Origin of the sequence: Serinicoccus sediminis (genome assembly GCF_004153545.1) — a bacterium.
Lineage (GTDB): Bacteria > Actinomycetota > Actinomycetes > Actinomycetales > Dermatophilaceae > Ornithinicoccus > Ornithinicoccus sediminis_A.
The window spans coordinates 111,656-131,428 of sequence record NZ_SDVA01000006.1 but is presented as its reverse complement, the minus strand read 5'-3'; the positions used below and the strand labels follow the sequence as shown (position 1 = coordinate 131,428).

Annotated in this window: 20 protein-coding genes and 1 riboswitch; of the genes, 4 read left to right on the top strand and 16 right to left on the bottom strand. The window is 73.9% G+C overall.

Features of this window, described 5'->3' with window-relative positions; all coding sequences use genetic code 11:
• The first annotated feature begins 70 nt into the window (after positions 1-70).
• Both EUS26_RS07595 and EUS26_RS07590 read left to right on the top strand, forming a co-directional pair.
• Positions 71-1,516, top strand: a complete 1,446-nt coding sequence (locus EUS26_RS07595) for a hemolysin family protein (RefSeq protein ID WP_130012772.1) — start codon at positions 71-73, stop codon at positions 1,514-1,516.
• A complete protein-coding gene (locus EUS26_RS07590) occupies positions 1,513-2,613 on the top strand; it encodes a hemolysin family protein (protein ID WP_130012770.1) in 1,101 nt (366 codons plus the stop codon). Before EUS26_RS07595 ends, EUS26_RS07590 begins: the two co-directional genes overlap by 4 nt.
• A 70-nt stretch (positions 2,614-2,683) precedes the next feature.
• Here EUS26_RS07590 and EUS26_RS16910 read toward each other — a convergent pair whose 3' ends face one another.
• The 12 genes from EUS26_RS16910 to EUS26_RS07530 form a co-directional block, all read right to left on the bottom strand.
• Entirely contained in the window at positions 2,684-3,544 is an 861-nt protein-coding gene (locus EUS26_RS16910; RefSeq protein ID WP_165368541.1) for an SDR family NAD(P)-dependent oxidoreductase, read from the bottom strand.
• Positions 3,532-4,512 carry an SDR family NAD(P)-dependent oxidoreductase gene (locus EUS26_RS07580; protein ID WP_165368540.1) on the bottom strand — a complete coding sequence of 327 codons (981 nt, stop codon included), beginning with the start codon at positions 4,510-4,512 and terminating at the stop codon, positions 3,532-3,534. Before EUS26_RS07580 ends, EUS26_RS16910 begins: the two co-directional genes overlap by 13 nt.
• Positions 4,509-5,273, bottom strand: a complete 765-nt coding sequence (locus EUS26_RS07575; RefSeq protein ID WP_130012764.1) for an SDR family NAD(P)-dependent oxidoreductase — start codon at positions 5,271-5,273, stop codon at positions 4,509-4,511. The genes EUS26_RS07580 and EUS26_RS07575 overlap by 4 nt, the downstream gene beginning before the upstream one ends.
• A 180-nt stretch (positions 5,274-5,453) precedes the next feature.
• Positions 5,454-6,338 carry a C40 family peptidase gene (locus EUS26_RS07570; RefSeq protein WP_130012762.1) on the bottom strand — a complete coding sequence of 295 codons (885 nt, stop codon included), beginning with the start codon at positions 6,336-6,338 and terminating at the stop codon, positions 5,454-5,456.
• Positions 6,336-6,482, bottom strand: a riboswitch (cyclic di-AMP (ydaO/yuaA leader). (Overlaps the previous gene by 3 nt.)
• Before the next feature lie 215 nt (positions 6,483-6,697).
• The gene (locus EUS26_RS07565; protein ID WP_130012760.1) at positions 6,698-7,405 is read right to left on the bottom strand and encodes a metal-dependent transcriptional regulator; all 708 of its coding nucleotides are present in this window, start codon (positions 7,403-7,405) and stop codon (positions 6,698-6,700) included.
• A gap of 49 nt (positions 7,406-7,454) precedes the next feature.
• Positions 7,455-8,147, bottom strand: a complete 693-nt coding sequence (gene pdxH, locus EUS26_RS07560; RefSeq protein WP_130012758.1) for a pyridoxamine 5'-phosphate oxidase — start codon at positions 8,145-8,147, stop codon at positions 7,455-7,457.
• Positions 8,144-8,539 (bottom strand): hypothetical protein, encoded by a 396-nt coding sequence (locus EUS26_RS07555; RefSeq protein WP_130012756.1) that lies wholly within the window; start codon positions 8,537-8,539, stop codon positions 8,144-8,146. The genes pdxH and EUS26_RS07555 overlap by 4 nt, the downstream gene beginning before the upstream one ends.
• 61 nt (positions 8,540-8,600) lie before the next feature.
• Entirely contained in the window at positions 8,601-10,427 is a 1,827-nt protein-coding gene (locus EUS26_RS07550; RefSeq protein WP_130012754.1) for a gamma-glutamyltransferase family protein, read from the bottom strand.
• 89 nt (positions 10,428-10,516) lie between these two features.
• Complete coding sequence (locus EUS26_RS07545) at positions 10,517-11,797, bottom strand: MFS transporter (RefSeq protein WP_238148853.1); 1,281 nt, start codon at positions 11,795-11,797, stop codon at positions 10,517-10,519.
• A complete protein-coding gene (locus EUS26_RS07540; protein WP_130012752.1) occupies positions 11,794-12,270 on the bottom strand; it encodes a MarR family winged helix-turn-helix transcriptional regulator in 477 nt (158 codons plus the stop codon). Before EUS26_RS07540 ends, EUS26_RS07545 begins: the two co-directional genes overlap by 4 nt.
• Before the next feature lie 231 nt (positions 12,271-12,501).
• Positions 12,502-13,452, bottom strand: a complete 951-nt coding sequence (locus EUS26_RS07535; protein ID WP_130012750.1) for a hypothetical protein — start codon at positions 13,450-13,452, stop codon at positions 12,502-12,504.
• A gap of 196 nt (positions 13,453-13,648) precedes the next feature.
• Positions 13,649-15,112: an NCS2 family permease gene (locus EUS26_RS07530; RefSeq protein ID WP_130012748.1), complete on the bottom strand. Its 1,464-nt coding sequence runs from the start codon at positions 15,110-15,112 to the stop codon at positions 13,649-13,651.
• Positions 15,113-15,130: 18 nt separating this feature from the next.
• On the opposite strand from EUS26_RS07530, the gene EUS26_RS17115 reads away from it, so the two are divergent.
• Positions 15,131-15,415: a DUF2530 domain-containing protein gene (locus EUS26_RS17115; RefSeq protein ID WP_202865081.1), complete on the top strand. Its 285-nt coding sequence runs from the start codon at positions 15,131-15,133 to the stop codon at positions 15,413-15,415.
• 1 nt (position 15,416) lies between these two features.
• Here EUS26_RS17115 and EUS26_RS07520 read toward each other — a convergent pair whose 3' ends face one another.
• From EUS26_RS07520 to EUS26_RS07505, 4 genes are all read right to left on the bottom strand, one after another.
• On the bottom strand, positions 15,417-16,199 hold the full coding sequence (locus EUS26_RS07520; protein WP_130012746.1) for a DUF3027 domain-containing protein: 783 nt from the start codon (positions 16,197-16,199) through the stop codon (positions 15,417-15,419).
• A gap of 5 nt (positions 16,200-16,204) precedes the next feature.
• Positions 16,205-16,606, bottom strand: a complete 402-nt coding sequence (locus EUS26_RS07515; protein ID WP_130012744.1) for a cold-shock protein — start codon at positions 16,604-16,606, stop codon at positions 16,205-16,207.
• 159 nt (positions 16,607-16,765) lie between these two features.
• Positions 16,766-18,031 carry an ammonium transporter gene (locus EUS26_RS07510; RefSeq protein ID WP_130012742.1) on the bottom strand — a complete coding sequence of 422 codons (1,266 nt, stop codon included), beginning with the start codon at positions 18,029-18,031 and terminating at the stop codon, positions 16,766-16,768.
• A gap of 201 nt (positions 18,032-18,232) precedes the next feature.
• A complete protein-coding gene (locus EUS26_RS07505) occupies positions 18,233-19,258 on the bottom strand; it encodes an o-succinylbenzoate synthase (protein WP_130012740.1) in 1,026 nt (341 codons plus the stop codon).
• 93 nt (positions 19,259-19,351) lie between these two features.
• Between EUS26_RS07505 and EUS26_RS07500 the strand changes: the two genes are divergently transcribed.
• Positions 19,352-19,762, top strand: a complete 411-nt coding sequence (locus EUS26_RS07500; protein ID WP_130012738.1) for a VOC family protein — start codon at positions 19,352-19,354, stop codon at positions 19,760-19,762.
• Positions 19,763-19,773 lie beyond the last annotated feature (11 nt).

The following is a 19,773-nucleotide window of genomic DNA, read 5'->3' as shown; positions in this document are numbered from 1 at the left end:
ACGCGCAACCTCCGAGTCCCTGGCCGGGCGGCACCGCCGCCCGGCTGACCTGTGGTGCGGGGGGCGCCACGTGCTGATCGTCGGCGGACTCGTCGTCATCGTCGTCCTCACCCTCATGACGGGCTACTTCGTGGCCCAGGAGTTCGCCTACGTCAGTGTCGACCGGGGGCGCCTGCGGCAGCTCGCTGACGAGGGGGACGCGCCGGCGCAGCGGGCGCTCCGGGTGACCTCCCGGCTCTCGTTCACCCTCTCCGGCGCACAGTTCGGCATCACCGTCACCGCGCTCATGGTGGGCTACCTCGGCGAGGCGCTGCTGGTCCGCGGGCTGACCGAGTCCTACGGCGACGCCGGCTGGCTCGCGCGGGCGGCCCTCATCTCCCTCTTCTCCGTCGCCACCCTGACGTTCTCGACCGTGCTGCAGATGGTGCTCGGCGAGCTCGGCCCCAAGAACTGGGCCATCGCCCGCCCGGTGCCGCTGGCGCGGGCGCTCTCCCGCAGCACCCTGGTCTACCTCACCGTCCTCGGCCCGGTCATCGCGTTGTTCGACAAGGCGTCCAACTGGCTGCTGCGCTCGGTGGGCATCGAGCCGGTGGAGGAGCTCCCGCAGGGGGCCACGCCGGAGGACCTCACCCGGATCATCGCCGAGTCCCACAGCGGCGGCACCCTCGACGAGGACCTGTCGACCCTGCTGGGGCGGGGCCTCGCCTTCCGGGACCGGGTCGCCGAGGAGGTCATGACACCGCGGACGTCGGTCCAGACCATCCAGGCCGACGAGCCGGCCGGGGTCGTGCTCGCGGCCCTGGAGAGCGGCCACTCCCGCTTCCCCGTCATCGGCCGGGACATCGACGACATCGTCGGGGTCATCGGCCTGCACGACCTGCTCGCCGTCGCGCCGCAGGCCCGGCACAGCACCCTCGTGCGGGACCTCACCGACGACGCGCTCATCCTGCCGGAGTCGCTGCCCCTGCCCAAGGTGCTGGAGGCGCTGCGCGACGGCCACCAGCAGCTGGCCGTCGTCGTGGACGAGTACGGCGGCTTCGCCGGCATCGTGACCTTCGAGGACGTCGCGGAGGAGGTCGTCGGGGAGATCTGGGACGAGGACGACGACGACGAGGCCACCAGCGCCGCCCGCGCCGGTGGCGGCTGGGACCTCTCGGCCCGGCTGCGCCTCGACGAGGTCGCCCAGCTCACCGGGGTCGAGCTGCCCACCCACGAGCACTACGACACGGTGTCCGGGCTCGTCCTCGACCAGCTGGGGCGCACGGCCGAGGACGGCGACAGCGTCGTCGTCACCTGGACCAGCCGGGACGGCGAGGGCGAGGAGCACGTCCACCTCGCCCGCATCGACGTCGTGAGCACCCAGCGCTTCGTGCCGGACGTCGTCACGCTGAACCCGATGGTGACCCGGACCCTGGACGAGTGGGACGCGCTCGACGACGAGCAGCGCCAGCACCTCGGCGACGGGCTGGTCATCGCGGCTCCCGCCGACGAGGCCGACCTGGAGGCGGTCCGATGAGCACCACCCAGGCCCTCGTCGTCAGCCTCGTGCTGCTCGTGGCCAACGGCTTCTTCGTCGGGGCGGAGTTCGCGGTGGTGGCCGCCAAGCGGCACCGTCTCGAGGAGCGGGCCGAGGCGGGCAGCCGCGCGGCCCGGGCAGCGGTGGAGGCCTCGCGCGAGCTGTCGCTCATGCTGGCCGGCGCGCAGCTGGGCATCACCCTGTGCACCCTGGCGCTCGGCGCCCTGGCCAAGCCGGCCGTCGCCTACCTGCTCGAGCCGGTCATCCACGCGCTGGGCGTCCCGGACGTGGCGGTGCACGCCATCGCCGTGATCATCGCGGTCTCGATCGTCGTCTTCCTGCACATGGTGGTCGGGGAGATGGCGCCCAAGTCGTGGGCGATCTCGCACCCGGAGAGCTCGGCGATGCTGCTGGCGCTGCCCTTCCGGGCCTTCACCTGGGTCGCCCGTCCGGTGCTCTGGCTGATGAACGCGCTGGCCAACCAGCTGCTGCGGCTCGGGGGGATCGACCCGGTCGACGCCCTCGGCAGCGCCCAGACCCCGGCCGACCTGCAGCTCCTGCTGGCCCAGTCGCACGAGCACGGGGTCCTCGAGGACGCCGACCACCAGATCCTCACCGGCGCCCTGCGCCTGGAGGAGGAGACGGTGGCGTCGGTGATGTTCCCGACCACGCAGGCGGTCACCATCGCGCGCACGGCGACCGCGGCCGACGTGGAGCGGCTCAGCCACCAGAGCGGGCGGTCCCGGCTCTTCGTGGTCGAGCCGACCGGCCGCCAGGGCCAGCAGCGGATCCGTGGGCTGGTGCACGTGCGCGACGCCATCCTCGCCTCCGCGCAGGGCCGTGGCGACCGTCCGCTCGGCGACCTGCTGCAGCCGGTCGCCTCCCTCCCCGCGACGATGCCGCTCATCGACGCCGTCTCCAGCCTGCGGCAGCAGCGGGGCCAGCTCGCCCTGGTGCGGGACGAGCAGGGCCGAGCCGTCGGCATGGCCTCCATGGAGGACATCCTGGAGCAGATCCTGGGCGAGTTCGACGACGAGTCCGACCCCGAGCCCACCCGCGAGCAGGAGCCGGTGGGCGCGCCCGCGGGGCACCGCTAGGGGCCGGCACCGACGACCGCAGCGGTATGGCCCGCGCCCGCCGGCGGTCCTCGTCGCCCGGCCCGCCGGCTCAGCGGTACCGGTGGTCGACCGCCTCGCCCCCGGGCGTCGGGGTGAGGACGTTGCCCGGGCCGTCGCGGTCGTGGTCGACGTCGGGCTCGAGCCCGAAGCGGTCGAAGAGCGGCGTGATCAGGGCGTCGTAGGCCGAGGGCGCCCACCGGTGGCCCCACGCCGTCGCGGCGGTGAGCACCCCGACCCGGCGCAGCCGGCGCGGGCGCTCCAGGACGCGCACCACGCGACGCGCCGCGTGGTCGCTGGAGACCGAGGGCGGGGCGGGCCGGCCGCGCCGACCCTGGTAGGTCCCGGCCTGCACGTAGACGGGCGTGCGGACCGCCCCGAGCCCGACCAGGCTCACGTGCACCCCCGGCAGGGAGCGGGTCTCCACCTGCAGGCACCGGGCCAGGCCGTGCACCCCCCACTTGGCGGTGCAGTAGGACGACATCGTGGGCACCGGGATCTCGCCGAGGAGGGACCCGACCAGCACCAGGTGGCCGCGGTCCCCCGACCGGGCGAAGGCGCGCAGGGACGCCTGCGCCACGTGCGCGGAGCCGTGCAGGGTGGTGCGGACGCTGGCGTCGAACACCTCTGCCGGGACGTCCTCGAACCTGCCGTAGGCCAGCACGGCCGGCGCGTGGACGACGGCGTCCGGGGACGGCATACCGCTGAGGAGGTCGTCGACCGCGGTCCGGTCGGAGACGTCGCAGACGTGGACGGCCACCTGGCCCGCGCCCCGGGCCCGGCACTCCTGCGCGGCGTCGGCCAGCGGTCCCGCGCTGCGGGAGGCGAGGTGCAGGTCCCAGCCGTCGGCCGCGAGCCGGTGCGCCGTGGCCCGTCCCACCCCGCTGGAGGCTCCGGTGATCAGGGCGCGCACTCGTCCTCCAACCGTCGGGCGGCGTCGCCGTGGCGCGGAGGGACGCGCCGTGTCCGGACGCGGTCGAGCGGCCGCCCGGGCCGCACCCACCCGCCGTGCACCTGCTCGCCCCGGACCGGGGCGAAGAGGTTGCCCTCGCTGTGCTCCGCCGGCGTGCGGGTCATCGCGACGGCGTGGAAGACGCGGGTGACGATGGCGTCGAACACGCCGGGGACCACGGTGAAGCCCAGGGCGACCAGAGGGCCGAGCGTGCCGACCATCCGCAGCCGTCGCGGGTGGTCCAGGCAGGACAGCACGGTCTGCGCCACGCTCTCCGGACTGTCGACCGGCAACGGGGGACGGCGCCCGAGCGAGAGCCGGCTGGCGGCGTGCTCGTAGATCGGGGTGTCCACCGGACCGGGCGCCACCAGGCTGACGCGGATGCCGCGATGTCGACGCTGCTCGACCTGCACCGTGCGCACCAGCCCGTGCAAGGCCCACTTGGCGGTGATGTAGCTCGACATGTACGGCGTCACCACCCGGCCCAGGAGCGAGCCGATGACCACCAGGTCACCCCGGCCCCCTCGGGCGTGGAAGTGCTGCAGCGCCGACCGCATGACGTTGGCGGCACCGAGGAGGGTGACCTCCAGCACCCGGTCCAGGTGCTCGGCCGGCAGGTCGCGGAACTCGGCGTAGGCGATGACCCCCGCGGCCTGGACGACCGCGTCCACCCGGCCCGCCTCGGCGAACGCCCGCTCGACCGCGGGACCGTCGGACACGTCGCAGACGACGGTCTCGACCGAGGGCGAGCCGGCTGCGCGGCACCGGCGCGCGGCCTCGGCGAGGGCCGGGGCGGAGCGCGCCAGCAGCACCAGCGGGGTGCCCCGGGCGGCGAGCGCCAGGGCGGTGGCCAGCCCGATGCCGCTGGACCCTCCGGTCACGAGCACGCAGCCCTGCGCCGCGGCGTCCGGGGTCGTTGGGGCGGTCACAGCCGCCGCACCCACGGCAGGCGCAGCACCGGCGTGAGGCGCGGCCAGACCGCGGCCGGCACCATGCGGGCCCCCGTCATGAGGGCGCGCATGCGGCGGGGGAAGACGAGCACGGTGCGGTCCTGCCGCATCCCGCGCACGATCCGCGCGGCCGCGTCCTCGGCGGTGATCTTGAACGGCTGCGGGAAGTCGGCCGCGTCGGTCATCTCGCTGCGCAGGAAGCCGGGGAGCACGGACATGACGCGCACCCCGTCGGTGCGCAGGGAGGCCCGCAGGGCCTCGAGAAGGTTGACCACCGCCGCCTTGGTCGGCCCGTAGTAGTCCGCCCCCGGCACCCCGCGGTAGGCGGCGACCGAGGCGATGCCGACCACGGCGCCGCGGCGCTGCTCACGCAGGGTGGGCAGGGTGACGTCGAGGCACTGGCCCAGGCCGAGGAGGTTGGTGCTGACGTGCTGCTCGAAGGACTCCTGGTCCCAGTCCCGCACGTCCGACACCTGCCAGGTGCCGGCGCAGTAGACGAGGACGTCCAGGCCCCCGAGCGCGGAGCGGACCTGCTCGAAACCGGCGCGCACGCTCTCGGCATCGGTGACGTCGACCGCGACCGGCGTCATACCCGTCCCTGCCGTCAGCTCCTGCAACCGCTCCTGGCGACGGGCGCTCACGGCGACCACGGCGCCCGCCGCGTCCAGCTCCCGGGCCAGGGCCGCCCCCAGGCCGCTGGAGGCCCCGACCAGCCAGCAGCGCGCACCCTCGATCTGCACGACATCCTCCTGGTCCGGGTCTCGGTGGCGCCGCCGCGGCGGTCCCCCACACCGTAGCCAGCGGCGGTCCGACGCGCGCGCCCGGCCGTCCCGGGTATGACGAAGCCCCGGTCCGCACACGGGGTGCGGCCGGGGCTGTCGTCAGGGTGCGGGCGAGGCCCGCGGGGGTGTCGGTGCGGCTCAGCCGACCCGGCCGTAGCCGGAGACCCCGCCGAAGACGGCGCGGTACTGGGTCGGGATGCCCGGGCGGCCCGAGTCGTACATCATGCCGTTGCCGGCGTAGATGCCCACGTGGTAGGCCGGGTAGCCGAAGAACACCAGGTCGCCGGGCTGCGGGTTGCTCACCGGGGTGGCGAAGGACTGCTGCGCGGCAGCGGTCCGGGGCAGCGAGATGCCGGCCTGCGCGAAGATGTAGCTGGTGAAGCCGGAGCAGTCGAAGCCGGTGGCGGGGCTGGTGCCGCCGTGGGCGTAGGGGTAGCCGACGTAGTTGGCGGCGATCCCGGTGATGCCACCGGTCGCGGCGGGCGCGGCGGCCGGCTCCGGCTGGGACTGCGCCGCGGGCTCGGCCGGGGCGGCGGGCTCCGGGGTGGTGGTGCGCTCGTTGGTGCGGCTCGCGCTGGTCTCCTCGCGGGCGGCGACCTGCTCGGTCACCTGCTCCTGCTGCGGCTGCGCCGGGGCGGCCTGCTCCTGCTGCGGCTGCGCCGGGGCGGCCTGCTCCTGCTGCGGCTGCGCGGGGGCGGCCTGCACCGGCTCCTCGACCTCGACCTCGGGGGTGAAGGCGGTGAAGCCACCGATGCCGAAGGAGTCGAGATCGATGTCGGACGGGGCGGCGACGGCCTTGGCCGGACGGTCCACGGTGACCGTGCGGTCGGCGCTGACGCCGGGGCCGAGACGGAGCAGCCCGTCGCGGTCCTGGGGCACCTCGGGTGCTGCGTTGGCCGTGAGCGCCGCGCCGGCCAGCAGGCCGGTCGACGTCGCGGCCACGGCCGCCGTGCGGGTCAGGGTGGTGCTGGTCGTGCGGAGACGACCGGGCCGGCGGTGGCGGCCAGGGGTGCGCTGCGTCATTGATTCCTCCAGTGCCTGCGGGGTGAGCTGTCGGGCTTGGGCTGGAGTGCCCCTGGACCGATGGTGTCGGTCCCGCGCCCCGAGGAACCGCGCACGGCGGTTCCAGAGTTGGGTCCCCCGCTCCTGTCATAGCGGTGTCGAACTGGCCACGGCCCCGGTGTACGCGTGGACAGGACTAGGCAGTCACGCTCGGGGGTCCCCCCAGGGAGGAGGACTCTTCGAGGTTACACAGGGCGGGGACCAAATGTCACGCTCAGGTAACGACGGTGTGGACAACTCGGGTCGTCATGACCCATCACATGGCCTCTGACCTGGGACGATGCCAAGCTTCTTGACCGTTCTTCCAGGTAACGAGTGAGTCATCTCACAGCAACATCAGCGGCGTCCACGACACAGAAGACGTGTCCCGCCACGTCGTGCGGCAGGGAGACGGCTTCGCCGTCCACCGCCTCCACGATGGTCCGGCCCTCCTCGCCCCAGACCACGACGGCGGCCTGCGGGCGGATGCCGGAGTCGAGGAGCAGCCCGAGCACCTCGGGGTCCACCTGGACCGGCTCGCCCAGCCGGGTCACCCGGGCGGAGGTGCGTCCGTCGCGCTCGGCGATCTCGCTGCTGGGCTCGCCCAGCGGCGGCGGGGCGTCCTCGCGCCCGAGCTCGACGAGCCCGGGCACCGGGTTGCCGTAGGGCGAGCACGTGCCGTCCTCGACCAGCTCCAGGATGCGCCGCTCGACCTGCTCGCTCATGACGTGCTCCCACCGGCATGCCTCGTCGTGGACGAAGGCGGGGTCCAGGCCGATGACATCGGTGAGCAGGCGCTCGGCCAGCCGGTGCTTGCGCATGACCCGCACGGCCGCGGTCCGGCCGGTCTCGGTGAGCACGAGGTGCCGGTCCTCGGCCAGCTCGAGCAGGCCGTCCCGCTCCATCCGCGCCACGGTCTGCGACACAGTGGGCCCGGACTGGCCCAGCCGCTCGGCGATCCGGGCGCGCATGGGCAGGACGCCGTCCTCCTCCAGCTCGAAGACGGTCTTGAGATACATCTCCGTCGTGTCGATCAGGTCGCCGCTCACGCCGTCATCCTACGGTCGAGGGCCGACGCACCGTCCCGTCCGCGGGAGCTCACGGCTGCAGCCGTCCGCGCCGCCACGCCGCCGGCTCGTCCAGCCCGCCGGGCGCCACCCGGGTCCACACCAGCCGGTCGTGCAGGCGGTTGCGGCGCCCGCCCCAGACCTCGACCTGCTCGGCCCGCACCCGGTAGCCGCCCCAGTGGGCCGGCAGCGGGACGTCGTCGGCGTCGCCGGTGTCCGGCCACCGCTCCTCGCACCGCCGGTAGGCCTCCTCCAGCGCGGCGCGGTCCGCCACCGGGTCGCTCTGCGCCGAGGCGTGGGCACTGATCCGGGAGCCGTAGGGACGGCTGCGGAAGTAGTCAGCGACGAGGTCGTGCTCGAGCGCCTCGGCATGCCCGCGGAAGCGCACGGCGCGGTACATCGAGGGCCAGGTCAGGGAGATGGCGATCGCGTCGTTCTCGCGCAGCTGCCGGCCCTTGGCCGAGGCCGTGCTGGTGAGGAAGCCGGGGCCCCGGCCGTCGAGGAAGCGCAGGAGCACGGTGCGCACGTCCGGCATGCCGTCGCCGTCCACCGTCGCGACCGAGATGGCCGACGGCTCCGGCACGTCGCCCTGCTCCTCGTGCCGCGCGATCGCGGCGTCCAGCCACGCCTGCACGAGCGGGAGCGGCGCGTCCGGCGCGTCCGCCTCGGTGATGCCCTCGCCGCTGTAGTCGGTACGCCCGCCGAGGGCCTGCCCGCCGCTCACCGCTTGCCCCGTCGCGGCAGGTGCACCGTGCGGCGCAGCTCGTCCGGGGTGTGCCGCTTGCCCGGGTCGGCGTTGAGCAGCAGCGTGTCGAAGGCGGCGTCGGTGTGCGGGTGCACGCCCACCGGCTCGTTGCGCGAGAACACCACCCAGTAGGGGTGGCCGCGGTGGAAGACCTGCTGCAGCGAGCCCTCCACGACGGTGTCGGCGTGGGCCAGGGCGTGCTTGCGCGGGTTGGTGCGGGCCTTGGAGGCCTGGTCCTGCACGAACTTCGTCGCCGGCTCGCGCTGCTTGAGGATCTGGTCCACCACCTGCGGCCCGTACTTCTGCGCCAGGGCGTAGACGACGGGACCGTACTTGATCGCCTGCTTGGCCAACCGTGTCTTACCGGCCACGGGTCCTCCTGCGGGTCTCGGGGTGCATCGTCAGCCTAGGCGGTGCACCGGTGTCGATAGGTCAACGCCCGACGGCATACCCCTGCATCCCGCGCGGGTTGGCGGCCGCGCCCAGCACGCCGGTCTCCGGGTCGCGGCTGACGGCGCACATGCGGCCGAGGCTCCACGGGCCCTGGTCGAGCACCTCGTGGCCGCGGGCGCGGAGGCCGTCGAGCACGTCCTCGCCGAGGCGGGACTCGGCGACGAGGACGCCGGGCTCGCTGGCGCGCGGGTGGAACGAGCCGGGGAAGCTCGTCGTGTGCACGTTGGGGGCGTCCACCGCCTCCTGCAGCCCGAGGCCGCCGACGAGGTGGCGGAGCAGGAAGACGCTCTGCCACTGGTCCTGCTGGTCGCCCCCGGGGGTGCCGCAGGCGAGGACGGGCATGCCGTCGCGCAGCACCATCGTCGGCGTCAGGGTGGTGCGCGGTCGGCGTCCGGGGACGAGCGAGCTGGGCAGGCCCTGCTCGAGCCACATCATCTGCAGCCGGCTGCCGAGGGCGAACCCGAGGTCGGGGATGAACGGGCTGGACTGCAGCCAGCCACCGCTCGGGGTGGCCGAGACGAGCATCCCCCACCGGTCGACGACGTCGACGTGGCAGGTGTCGCCACGGGTGGCGCCGTCGCGCTGCACCGTGGGCTCCCCGGCGGTCGCGTCCCCGGGCTCCACGTCGGCACCCTCGACCTGCAGCGCCTGGGCGGCGACGCGCGGGGTGCGTCCGCCGGGCGACCCGGGTCGCAGCTCGCGGGAGGCCTGGCCGTCGATGAGCGCGGCGCGCTGCGCGAGGTAGTCCGCGGCCAGCAGCTCGGCGACCGGGACGTGCAGCTCGGAGCCCTCCTCGGCGCTGTCGCCGAGCCACGCCTCGCGATCGGCCATGGCCAGCTTCCACGCCTCGACCAGGGTGTGGACGCCCTCGACCGTGTCCAGGTCGACGTCGGAGTCCGGCCCGCCGGAGGCCTCGTCCACCATGGCGAGCACCTGCAGCAGCGCCGGCCCCTGGCCCCACGGGCCGGTCTTGGCGATGGTGTGGCCACGCCACTGCGCGGTGACGGCGTCCTCCCAGGTGGCCTCGAAGGACGCGACGTCGTCGGCGGTGATGACCCCGGGCAGCACGGCACCCCCGCTGTGCCGGTGAGCGCGCCGGGCGAAGGCCCCGATGGCCTCGGCGACGAAGCCCTGACGCCAGGCCCGCAGCACGGCGTCGATGCCGCCCTCACGGGTGGCGCCGCCCTGCACGGCCGCCTGCTCCTCCCCCAGCAGCCGCTCCAGGGTGTCCGCCCAGGCCGGGTTGGTGACGAGGCTGCCCGGCTCGGGCGGCGCGCCGTCCACGAGCCACTGCTCGGCGGAGGTGTGCCAGTCGTCGGCGAACAGCTCGGCCACCGAGGAGATGGTCGCGCTCACCCGCGGCAGGACCGGGTGGCCGTGCCGCGCGTAGTGCAGCGCCGGCTCCAGGGCCTGCCGGGCGCTCATCGTGCCCCGGTCGCGGAGCAGGGTGAGCCACGCGTCGACCGCCCCCGGGACCGCGGTGGCCAGCGGACCGGAGCCCGGCACCCGGTCCAGGCCGGCCCGGGCGAAGTGGTCGGGGGTGGCGCCGGCGGGGGCCGGGCCCTGGCCGCACAGCACCCGCGGCGTGGGGTCGTCGACCGAGGACACGATGAGCGGGAGGTCACCGCCCGGGCCGTTGAGGTGCGGCTCGACGACCTGCAGGACGAAGCCGGTCGCGACCGCCCCGTCGGCGGCGTTGCCGCCGAGCTCGAGCATCCGCATACCGGCCGAGGACGCGATCCAGTGCGTGCTCGACACCATGCCGAAGGTGCCGGTGAGGGTGGGGCGCGTCGTGAACGTCGTCATGATGCCTCAGCCCAGCGTCGCGAGGACGGGGACGAGGATGAGGGCGGCCAGGGCCACCAGGACGACGACGCGTCGGGTTCGGGCGCTCATCAGACCACCTTCTCAGGGAGGGGCTCGGTCATGCGCACCAGGTAGACCGGGCGCGGCCAGGTGGCGCGGAAGCGCAGCCGCAGCTGGTCGTGGCGCATGAGGTAGAGGGTCGCCAGCACCGCGGTGCCGCCGCACATGAGGGTGGCGATGAGGACGGTCGGCCGGGCACCGTACTGCTCGGCGAACCAGCCGAGGAACGGCGAGCCCACCGGGGTGCCGCCCATGAACACCGCCATGTAGAGAGCCATCACCCGGCCGCGGACCGCCTGGTCGACGGTGAGCTGCACCATGGCGTTGGCGCTGACCATGACGGTGAGGGCGCAGAGCCCGGTCGGCACGAGCAGGACGGTGTATGCCGTGAAGCTCGGGGCGAAGGCGAGCGCGCCGGTGAGGACGGCGAAGACGAAGAGCGAGCCGAGGAGCAGCCGCCACCGCGGACGCTCCCGCCGGGCGGCCAGGAGGGCCCCGGCGAGGGAACCGATGGCCATGACCGAGCCGGTGATGCCGAAGTCGGTGACGCCCTTGCCGAAGACCTGGGTCGACATGAGCGCGTTGAAGATCTGGAAGTTCATCCCGAACGTGCCGTGCATGAAGGCGATGACGAGGATGAGCATGATGTCCGGGCGGCCCCGGACGTAGGTGATGCCCTCCATGACCCGCCCCCGCGGCCCGGTGCGCGGCTTGCTCGTGAGCTGGCGGGGGTCCATGGCCAGCAGCGCCACGATGACGGCCACGAAGGTGAACGCGTTGAGGATGAGGGTGGGGCCGGTGCCGAAGGCGGCGATGAGCAGGCCCGCCACGCCGGGGCCGAGCAGCCGGCCGGAGTGGAAGGACGCCGAGTTCAGGCCGACGGCATTGGTGAGCTGCGCCTTGGGCACCATCTCGGAGACGAAGGACTGCCGGGCGGGGGCGTCCACAGCCGCCGCCGTGCCCGAGAGGAACGCCAGCACGAACATGTGCCACAGCTGCATGTGCCCGGTCAGCACGGCCACGCCCATGACCGTCGCGAAGAAGGCCATCGCCGACTGGCTGACGAGCATGACGTTGCGCTTGGAGAAGTTGTCGCTGATGGCCCCGGCCAGCGGGGTGAAGAGCAGGATCGGCAGGAACTGCAGCCCGGTGACGATGCCGAGCGCCTGGGCCGAGTTGTCGGTGAGCTCGGTGAGCACCACCCAGTCCTGCGCGACCCGGCCCATCCAGGTGCCGGTGTTGGAGATGATGGCGCCGGTGGCGTAGATGCGGTAGTTGCGCACCGACAGCGCCGAGAACATCGCGCTCATCGGCCCTCCCCCTGGCGGCCGGCGCGGTCCCCGGCCCGGTCCTCCTCGAGGATCTGCTCGAGGAGGTCGCTCGCCCGGCGCAGCAGGGCCCGGTCGTCCTCGCTCAGCCCCTCGAGCCGCGCGGCCATCCACGCGTCCCGGTGCTCGCGCTCGCGCTCGACGACCTCCCGACCCTCCGCCGTCAGCGACAGCCGCACGAGGCGCCCGTCGTCCGGGTCGGGCGAGCGGACGACATACCCCTGGTCGGCGAGCTGGCCGACGCTGCGGCTCATGCTCGGCGCGCTCACCTGCTCGATCGCGGCCAGCTCCCCGAGGGTGCGCGGCTGCTCGTGCAGCCGGACCAGCACGCTGAAGTGGTGCGGGGCGATGGTGTTGTCGGCGTCGAACCGCACCCGCCGCGCCACCCGCATGCAGGCGATGCGCAGATCGTGCGCCAGGGCGGCGGTGGCTCGGTCGGGGGTGAGGTCAGGCATACGGTCGTTAGTCTAACTCATTACCTGATCTAACGATCAGTCGAGGGGGTATGCCGCCGCCCGCCCCGGAGGCCCTCCACCGACCTGCCCCCGTCAGGTGGACGGCACGCCGGGCGCGGTCGTGGCCCCCAGAGGGCCACCACCGCGCACGGCCCCCTTCCCGACGGCCACCACCCGCCCGGCACCGGACGCCCCACCCCGGGTGCGCAGATCGAGACGCGCGGGTCCTCCTCAGCGCGCCAGCCGTGCGTCGACGGCGACGGCACAGCCCGGTGAGCAGGCCCGCGGACGGCCGGTCCAACCGCGCCGGATCTGGACCAGGGCCACCTCGACCGCGAGCTCGCACGGGCGCAGGACGACGTCGCTCCAACCGGCCCGGAGCATGACCCGGCCCTGCACCGTGCCGCTGCGGTCGCGGGCCCGGTCGAGGTGCACGCGGTCGTCGTGGAACAGCGCCCCGTCGATCTCGACCCCGACACCCCGCTCCGGGTCGAGCAGGTCGAGGTACTGCATCCCCTCGGTCGGCGTGGTCCCTCGGGTGCCGACCAGCTCACCCGACGGGGCCACCGCCACCTGCGGGGTCATGGTGGGCAGACCGTGAGCCCGCTCCACGTCCCGCACGTAGCGCCACTCCGCCACGCTGCCCAGTCCCAGCTCGGCCGCCTCCAGCACCGCCTCGAGGTCGGCCCGCCGGGGGTGGCGCGGGTGGTGGGCCAGCTCGGCCCGGAGCGCTGCCGGGCTCGAGCGGCCCGGTCGGCAGGCCCGCAGCAGCAGCGCCACCATCTCGTCGTCGTCCGTCCGGGGTAGGGCCAGGACGTCGAGGACGCTCTGGTGCAGGCCGGTCACGGGGATACCGGAACGGACCGCCCGGGTCAGCCGCCGTCGACGGCGCACCCGGACGCCGCGCAGGTCCGCACGGAGGGTGCGGGAGGCCGGGATGGCGACGGTGACCACCGGCGGCCTCCGCTCGCTGAGGCCCCACAGGGGCAGGGCGCACTCCTCGCTCGCGACCGCCCCCGCGCCGGCGGCCAGCACCGCTGCGGCCACGCGCTCCTGCCAGGCGACCGGCCCGGAGTGGGTGAGATAGACCCCGCGGTGCATCACCTGCCACAGCCCTCGGGCGACCAGGCCCCTGATCCGCTTGGCCGACCGCCCCTCGGCCAGCGCCTGCTTCCTCGTCACGACCCCCTGCACAGGACCAGCCTGGCAGCGCAGCGGCGCCCTCGGGCCCGTCGTCCACAGGCACCGCTCGCCGTGTGCGGTCGTGGCCCCCGGAGGGCCAGGAGCGCGCACCGTCAGAGCGTCGAGGGAGACCGGACCTCGGCACGACTGCTGTCGTGCGCGGTCGTGGCCCCCACAGGGCCATCACCGCGCACGGTCAGACCCCGAGCAGCCCCCGGATCGGGTCGATGCCGAAGTAGACCAGGAAGAGGACGGCCACGAGCCACATGAGCGGGTGGATCTGACGGGCCTTGCCGCGCACGACCTTGAGCAGCACCCAGGACACGAAGCCGGCGCCGATGCCCGCGGTGATGGAGTAGGTGAACGGCATGAAGACGATGGTGAGGAAGGCCGGGAAGGCGATCTCGAGGTCGTCCCAGTCGATGCCGACGACCTGCTGCATCATGAGGAAGCCGACGACCACCAGCGCGGGCGTCGCGGCCTCGTGCGGCACGATCGCGACCAGCGGCGACAGGAAGGTCGTCAGCAGGAACAGCGCGCCGGTGACCACGGAGGCCAGCCCGGTGCGGGCGCCCTCGCCGACGCCCGAGGCGCTCTCGATGTATGACGTGTTGCTGCTCACCCCGGCCGCGCCACCGGCGATGGCGCCGAGGGAGTCGACGACGAGGATCTGGCGGGTCCGGGGCGGGTTGCCCTCCTCGTCGAGGAGTCCGGCCTCGGCCCCGACCGCGACCATGGTGCCCATCGTGTCGAAGAAGTCGGCGAGCATGAGGGTGAAGACGAGCAGGAACAGCGCGGTGAGGCCGATCGCCTCCACCGAGCCGAGCAGGCTGAACTGCCCCAGCAGCGAGAAGTCGGGCGCGGCGACGACGCTGTCCGGCAGCGCGGGCACCCCCAGCCCCCACCCGGTCGGGTTGGCGCCGTCGGGGGTCTGCGGCCCGATCTCGAAGACCGCCTCGACGAGGATGGCCAGCAGCGTCCCCCCGACGATGCCGTAGAGGATCGCCCCCTGGACCCGCAGGGCCATGAGCGCGGCGATCGCGAAGAGCCCGACGAGGAAGACCACCGTCGGCCAGCCGGCGAGGAAGCCGCCGACGCCGAGCTCGACCGGGACCGGGCCGCTGGCCGGCCGGCGCACGATCCCGGCGTCGACCAGGCCGATGATGGTGATGAACAGGCCGATGCCGACGCTGATCGCCGTCTTGAGCTGGGTGGGCACGGCGCGGAAGACCGCCTCCCGGAACCCGGTCAGCACGAGCACGAGGATGATGATGCCCTCGAGCACGACGAGCCCCATCGCGTCGGCCCAGGTCATGCCGTCGAGGCTGGCGATGCCGTAGGCGACGAACGCGTTGAGCCCCAGCCCGGTCGCGAGCGCCAGCGGGTAGTTCGCGACGAGCCCCATGAGCACGGAGAGCACCCCCGCGACGAGCGCGGTGCAGGCGGCGATGACGGCCAGGTCGCCCCCGGCCAGCAGCTCGCCGGTGCCGTCCGGCACGGTGCCGATGATGAGCGGGTTGAGGACGACGATGTAGGCCATCGTGAAGAAGGTCGCCAGCCCTCCCCTCAGCTCGCGCGCCAGCGTGGAGCCGCGCTGCGAGATCTGGAAGAAACCGTCGAGGGAGCCCGTGGAGCGCGTGTCCCGCGCGGTGGTCGACATGCGCGCTAGCGTAGTCGCGTGAGCACCCACCCCCCGCACAGCGACGACGACGGCCGCACGGCGGTCGGTGGCGGGGGTCGCACCGACACCCTGCGCCCTCCGGAGGTGTCGCTGCGCACCATCACCCTCGTCCGCTGGGGGACGCTCGCCTGGGCGGTCGTGCTCCTCGTGCTGCTCGTGGTCCCCTCGCTGCGCGGCGGCGAGCGCGACTGGTGGGTATGGGTGCCCGTCGCCGGGATCGTGGGCGGCCTGATGGGGTATGCCTACCTGCGCCGCGGCAAGGGCAACGCCGCCGACGCGTGACTCAGCGCTCGGTGAAGACGATCTCGGTCTCGTCGTCCAGCACGGGCGGGTCGACCTTCTCGGTCGGCCGCTGCTCGACGTCGACCTCGCTGTGCGCCCCGCAGCCGAAGTCGAGGGCCACGACCGCGCCGTCGGCGGGCGACCACTCGTTGGCGCAGACGCCGAACACCGAGCGCAGCGCGCCCGACATGGGCACGAAGTAGCCGCAGGTCCGGCAGGGCGCCGGCGCCTTGCGGGCGCTCTCGCTCTCCGGGCCGTGCTCGCCGTCGTGCCAGCGGGTCGCCGCGGCGTCGCGCCCCTCGGCCGACAGCACGCGCGGGCGGCCGAGGCCGAGCTCCCACAGCGCCACCGCGTCGACGTCCTCCTCGCCGGTGGCCTCGAAGCCGGCCTCGAGCCGCGGGTCGTCCTCGACGAAGGCGGTGCGGTCGCCCGGGCCGATGTCGCCCGGGGCGAGGCGCTCGGCATACGGCACCCACTCCGGCGCGAGCATGGCGCCCTCGCCGGGCAGCAGGTGCACCTCGCTGACGGTGGCCTTGCGGGCCCGGGGCACGCGGGACAGGGTGACCGCCCAGCGCCAGCCGGGGTAGGCGGCGGCGGAGCAGGCGAAGTAGTGCGTCGCCAGGCGCTCGGCCTCCAGCACCACCTCGAGGTGCTCGCCCACGGTGCCGGGCTCGGCGATCTCCACCGCCGCCGCGCGGGCCACCTCGACGGCACCGGAGAGCACGGCGTCGCTGCGGGGGGCGCGGGCGGCCCTGAGGGGCCGGGGGCTGCTGGTGGACGGCATCCGGGCTACTTCCCCGCCTCGAACTGGTCGGCGACCGCGCGCAGCGCCTTCGCCATGGCCACCCCGTGGGGGCGGTCCGGGTAGTGCCCCCGACGCAGCGAGGTGGACGCCTGGTCGAGCAGGGTGATGAGGTCCTCGACGACCACCACCATCTCGTCGGCGGGCTTGCGGTCGCGCATCGACAGCCCGCGCGAGACCGAGGGCGCCGGGTCCATGAGCCGCACGTGCAGCGCCTGGTCGCCACGCTTGCCGGCGACGATGTCGAACTCGACCTTGCTGCCGCGCTCCAGGGCGCCGACGCCGTCGGGCAGCGCGGAGCGGGGGACGTAGACGTCGTTGCCCTCGTCGCTGGACAGGAAGCCGAAGCCCTTGTCCTCGTCGAAGAACCTGACCTTGCCGGTGGGCACGGAGCACCTCACGAAGGGTGGGGGGAGATGAACGGGATCACCCGAGGATATCCCGCGGGGCGGCACGGGTCGAATGCCTTCCGCGCCGGGACGGACCGCACCCCCGGCGCCGCAGGGCGGCACCGGGGGTGTGGCCGACTCGCGTGTCGCCCCGAGCGACTAGACGCGGGCCTCCTCAGCGATGGGGTCGTAGGAGGCATCCCCCTCACTGAAGGCGTAGGCGGACTCGCTGTGCTCCGACAGGTCGATCCCGCGCTCCTCGTCCTCCGGGCTGACCCGGAAGCCGATGGTCTTGGCGATGGCGAGGGCGATGATGGTCGTCATCACGCCGGTGAAGAGGAGGGTGAAGACCGTGGCCACGACCTGGGCCACCATCTGGTCCATCCCGCCGCCGTAGAACAGACCGCCACCCTCGCCGTCGACCGGCAGCGCCAGGAAGCCGATCATGACGGTGCCGATGATGCCGGCGACGAGGTGGACGCCGACCACGTCGAGCGCGTCGTCGTAGCCGAACTTGTACTTGAGGCCGACGGCGAGCGCCGAGCCGATGCCGGCGACGACGCCGAGCAGCAGGGCCCCCAGCGGGGAGACGCTGGCGCAGGCCGGGGTGATGGCGACCAGACCCGCGACGACACCGGACGCGGCGCCGATGGAGGTGGCGTGGCCGTCACGGACCTTCTCGGTGACCAGCCAGGCGAGCATCGCCGCGGCCGGGGCGGCCAGGGTGTTGACCCAGATGAGGCCGGCCTCCTCGGCCGAGCCGGCGGCGCCGCCGTTGAAGCCGAACCAGCCGAACCACAGCAGCGCGGTGCCGATCATCACCAGCGGGATGTTGTGCGGCTTGTGGAAGCCCTTGGCGAAGCCGGCTCGCGAGCCGATGACGTAGACCAGGACGAGCGCGGCCAGCCCGGCGTTGATGTGGACGACCAGGCCGCCGGCGAAGTCGATGGCCTCACCGAAGGTGCTGCCGATCCAGCCGTCGGCCGACAGCAGGCCGCCACCCCACACCATGAACGCGAGGGGGCAGTAGACCAGGGTGACCCAGACCGGCACGAAGACCGACCAGGACGCGAAGCGGGTGCGGTCGGCGATGGCGCCGGAGATGAGGGCGACCGTGATGATCGCGAAGGTGGCGCCGAAGCCGATGCCGATGAGGTCGGTGGTGCCGACGTAGCTCGCCAGCCCGAAGTCGGCGGCCGGGTTGCCGACCAGGCCACCGAGCAGCGGCGGGGCCGAGCTCATGCCGTAGCCCCACAGGACCCAGATGACGCCGACCAGGCCGATGGAGATGAAGGACATCATCACCATGTTGAGGGCGGCCTTGGCCCGGGCCATGCCGCCGTAGAAGAACGCGAGACCGGGGGTCATGAGCAGCACGAGCGCCGCAGACACCATGACCCAGACATCGCTCGTCGTGAGTTCCATCGTTCTGCCTCCAAGGAGTGGTGCGGGACGGGCGGCCTCCCAGGGGTCACGTCGTCGGGGTGGGAGGGCCACGTCGAGGTGCCCTCCAGTCAAGACCGGCCATGTTTCAGGACGCCGCGCATCCGCGTAACAACTGTGTTGCGCGTGTTTCCGTTACGTAAATCTTTGGCTGGCAGCGGTGTGCAGGCCGGTGACGGCCGGTCAGAGCAGCGCGTGGGCCCGGGCGAGGCGCTCGCGCCACCACGTCCCGCCCGACGCGTCCGGACCGTCACCAGCACCCATCCGGTATGCCGTGAGCGCGGCCGGGTCGACGCTCTCGCGGGCCGCGTCGGCGCGGGTCACGGAGAGCTCCCCCGCCGCTGGCACGAGCGGCGCGGGCACGACGTCGGCCGCGAGCAGGGCGCCGGTGCCCAGGCCGCAGTCGTGCTCCAGGACCGGCAGGGCGGCGGCGAGGCGCACGCCGAGGGCGAGCCCGACCGAGGTGTCGAGGGCGGAGGACACGACGGCGGGCAGCCCGGCCTGGTCGATGATCTCCAGCGCCCGGGCAACGCCGCCGAGCGGCGCCACCTTGACCACGACCAGGTCCGCGGCACCACGGCGGGCGACCTCCAGCGGGTCCTGCGCCCGCCGGACGGACTCGTCCGCGGCGACGGGCACGTCCACCCCGGCCCGCGCCAGCGCCAGCCGCAGGTCCACCAGCTCGGTGACCGTGGCGCACGGCTGCTCGGCATACTCCAGACCGACCGGGGCCAGGGCGGCGAGCGCACGCGTGGCGTCCGCGACCGACCAGGCACCGTTGGCGTCGACCCTGATCCGCGCCCCCGGCCCGAGGACCCGGCGGACCTCGCGGACCCGGGCGACGTCGTCGGCCAGCTCCTGGCCCGCCTCGGCGACCTTGACCTTCGCGGTCCTCCGGGCGTCGTAGCGGGCGAGCAGCCCCTCGACCTCACGCGCGGGCAGGGCGGGCACCGTGGCGTTGACCCCGACGCTCTCCCGCACGGGAGGCGGCAGCAGCCCCCACCCGGCCTCCACCGCAGCGGCCAGCCAGCGCGCGGCGTCGGCGTCGGCGTACTCGGTGAACGGCGCCCACTCGGCCCACCCCTGCGGCCCCCTCAGCAGCACGACCTCCCGCTGCGTCACCCCGCGGAAGCGCACCCGCAGCGGCAGCCGCACCACGTGCGCGGCCGCGAGCAGCTCGTCCAGGTCCGGGGTCGGCGTCGTGGGCACGACCCCAGGGTAGGCACGGCGACGACGGGTTCGCGGACGGCCGTTGACCGCGGGAGGCAGCAGACTGGGGCTCTCGACCAGGAAGGACGCCCCATGGCACTCAAGTGGTACACCGTCGTCGTCGACTGCGCGGACCCGCAGGCGCAGGCCCGCTGGTGGGCCGAGGCCCTGGACTGGCTCGTGGTCTACGACACCCCCGACGAGGCGGTGGCCGTCCCGCGCCAGGCGATGGAGGCCGCGCAGCACGAGCCGGACCTCGACGCCTGGATGCGGCGCGGCCAGGGTCTGGTCTTCGTGCCGGTGCCGGAGGGCAAGGAGGTCAAGAACCGCCTGCACCTCGACCTCGCGCCGCACACCAGCCAGGACCGCGACGCCGAGATCCAGCGGCTCCTCGACCTCGGCGCCCACCACGTGGACGTCGGCCAGACCGAGGAGGCCAGCTTCACCGTGCTGGCCGACCCGGAGGGCAACGAGTTCTGCGTGCTGTCCAGCCGCGACGGCTGAGGGCTGACCAC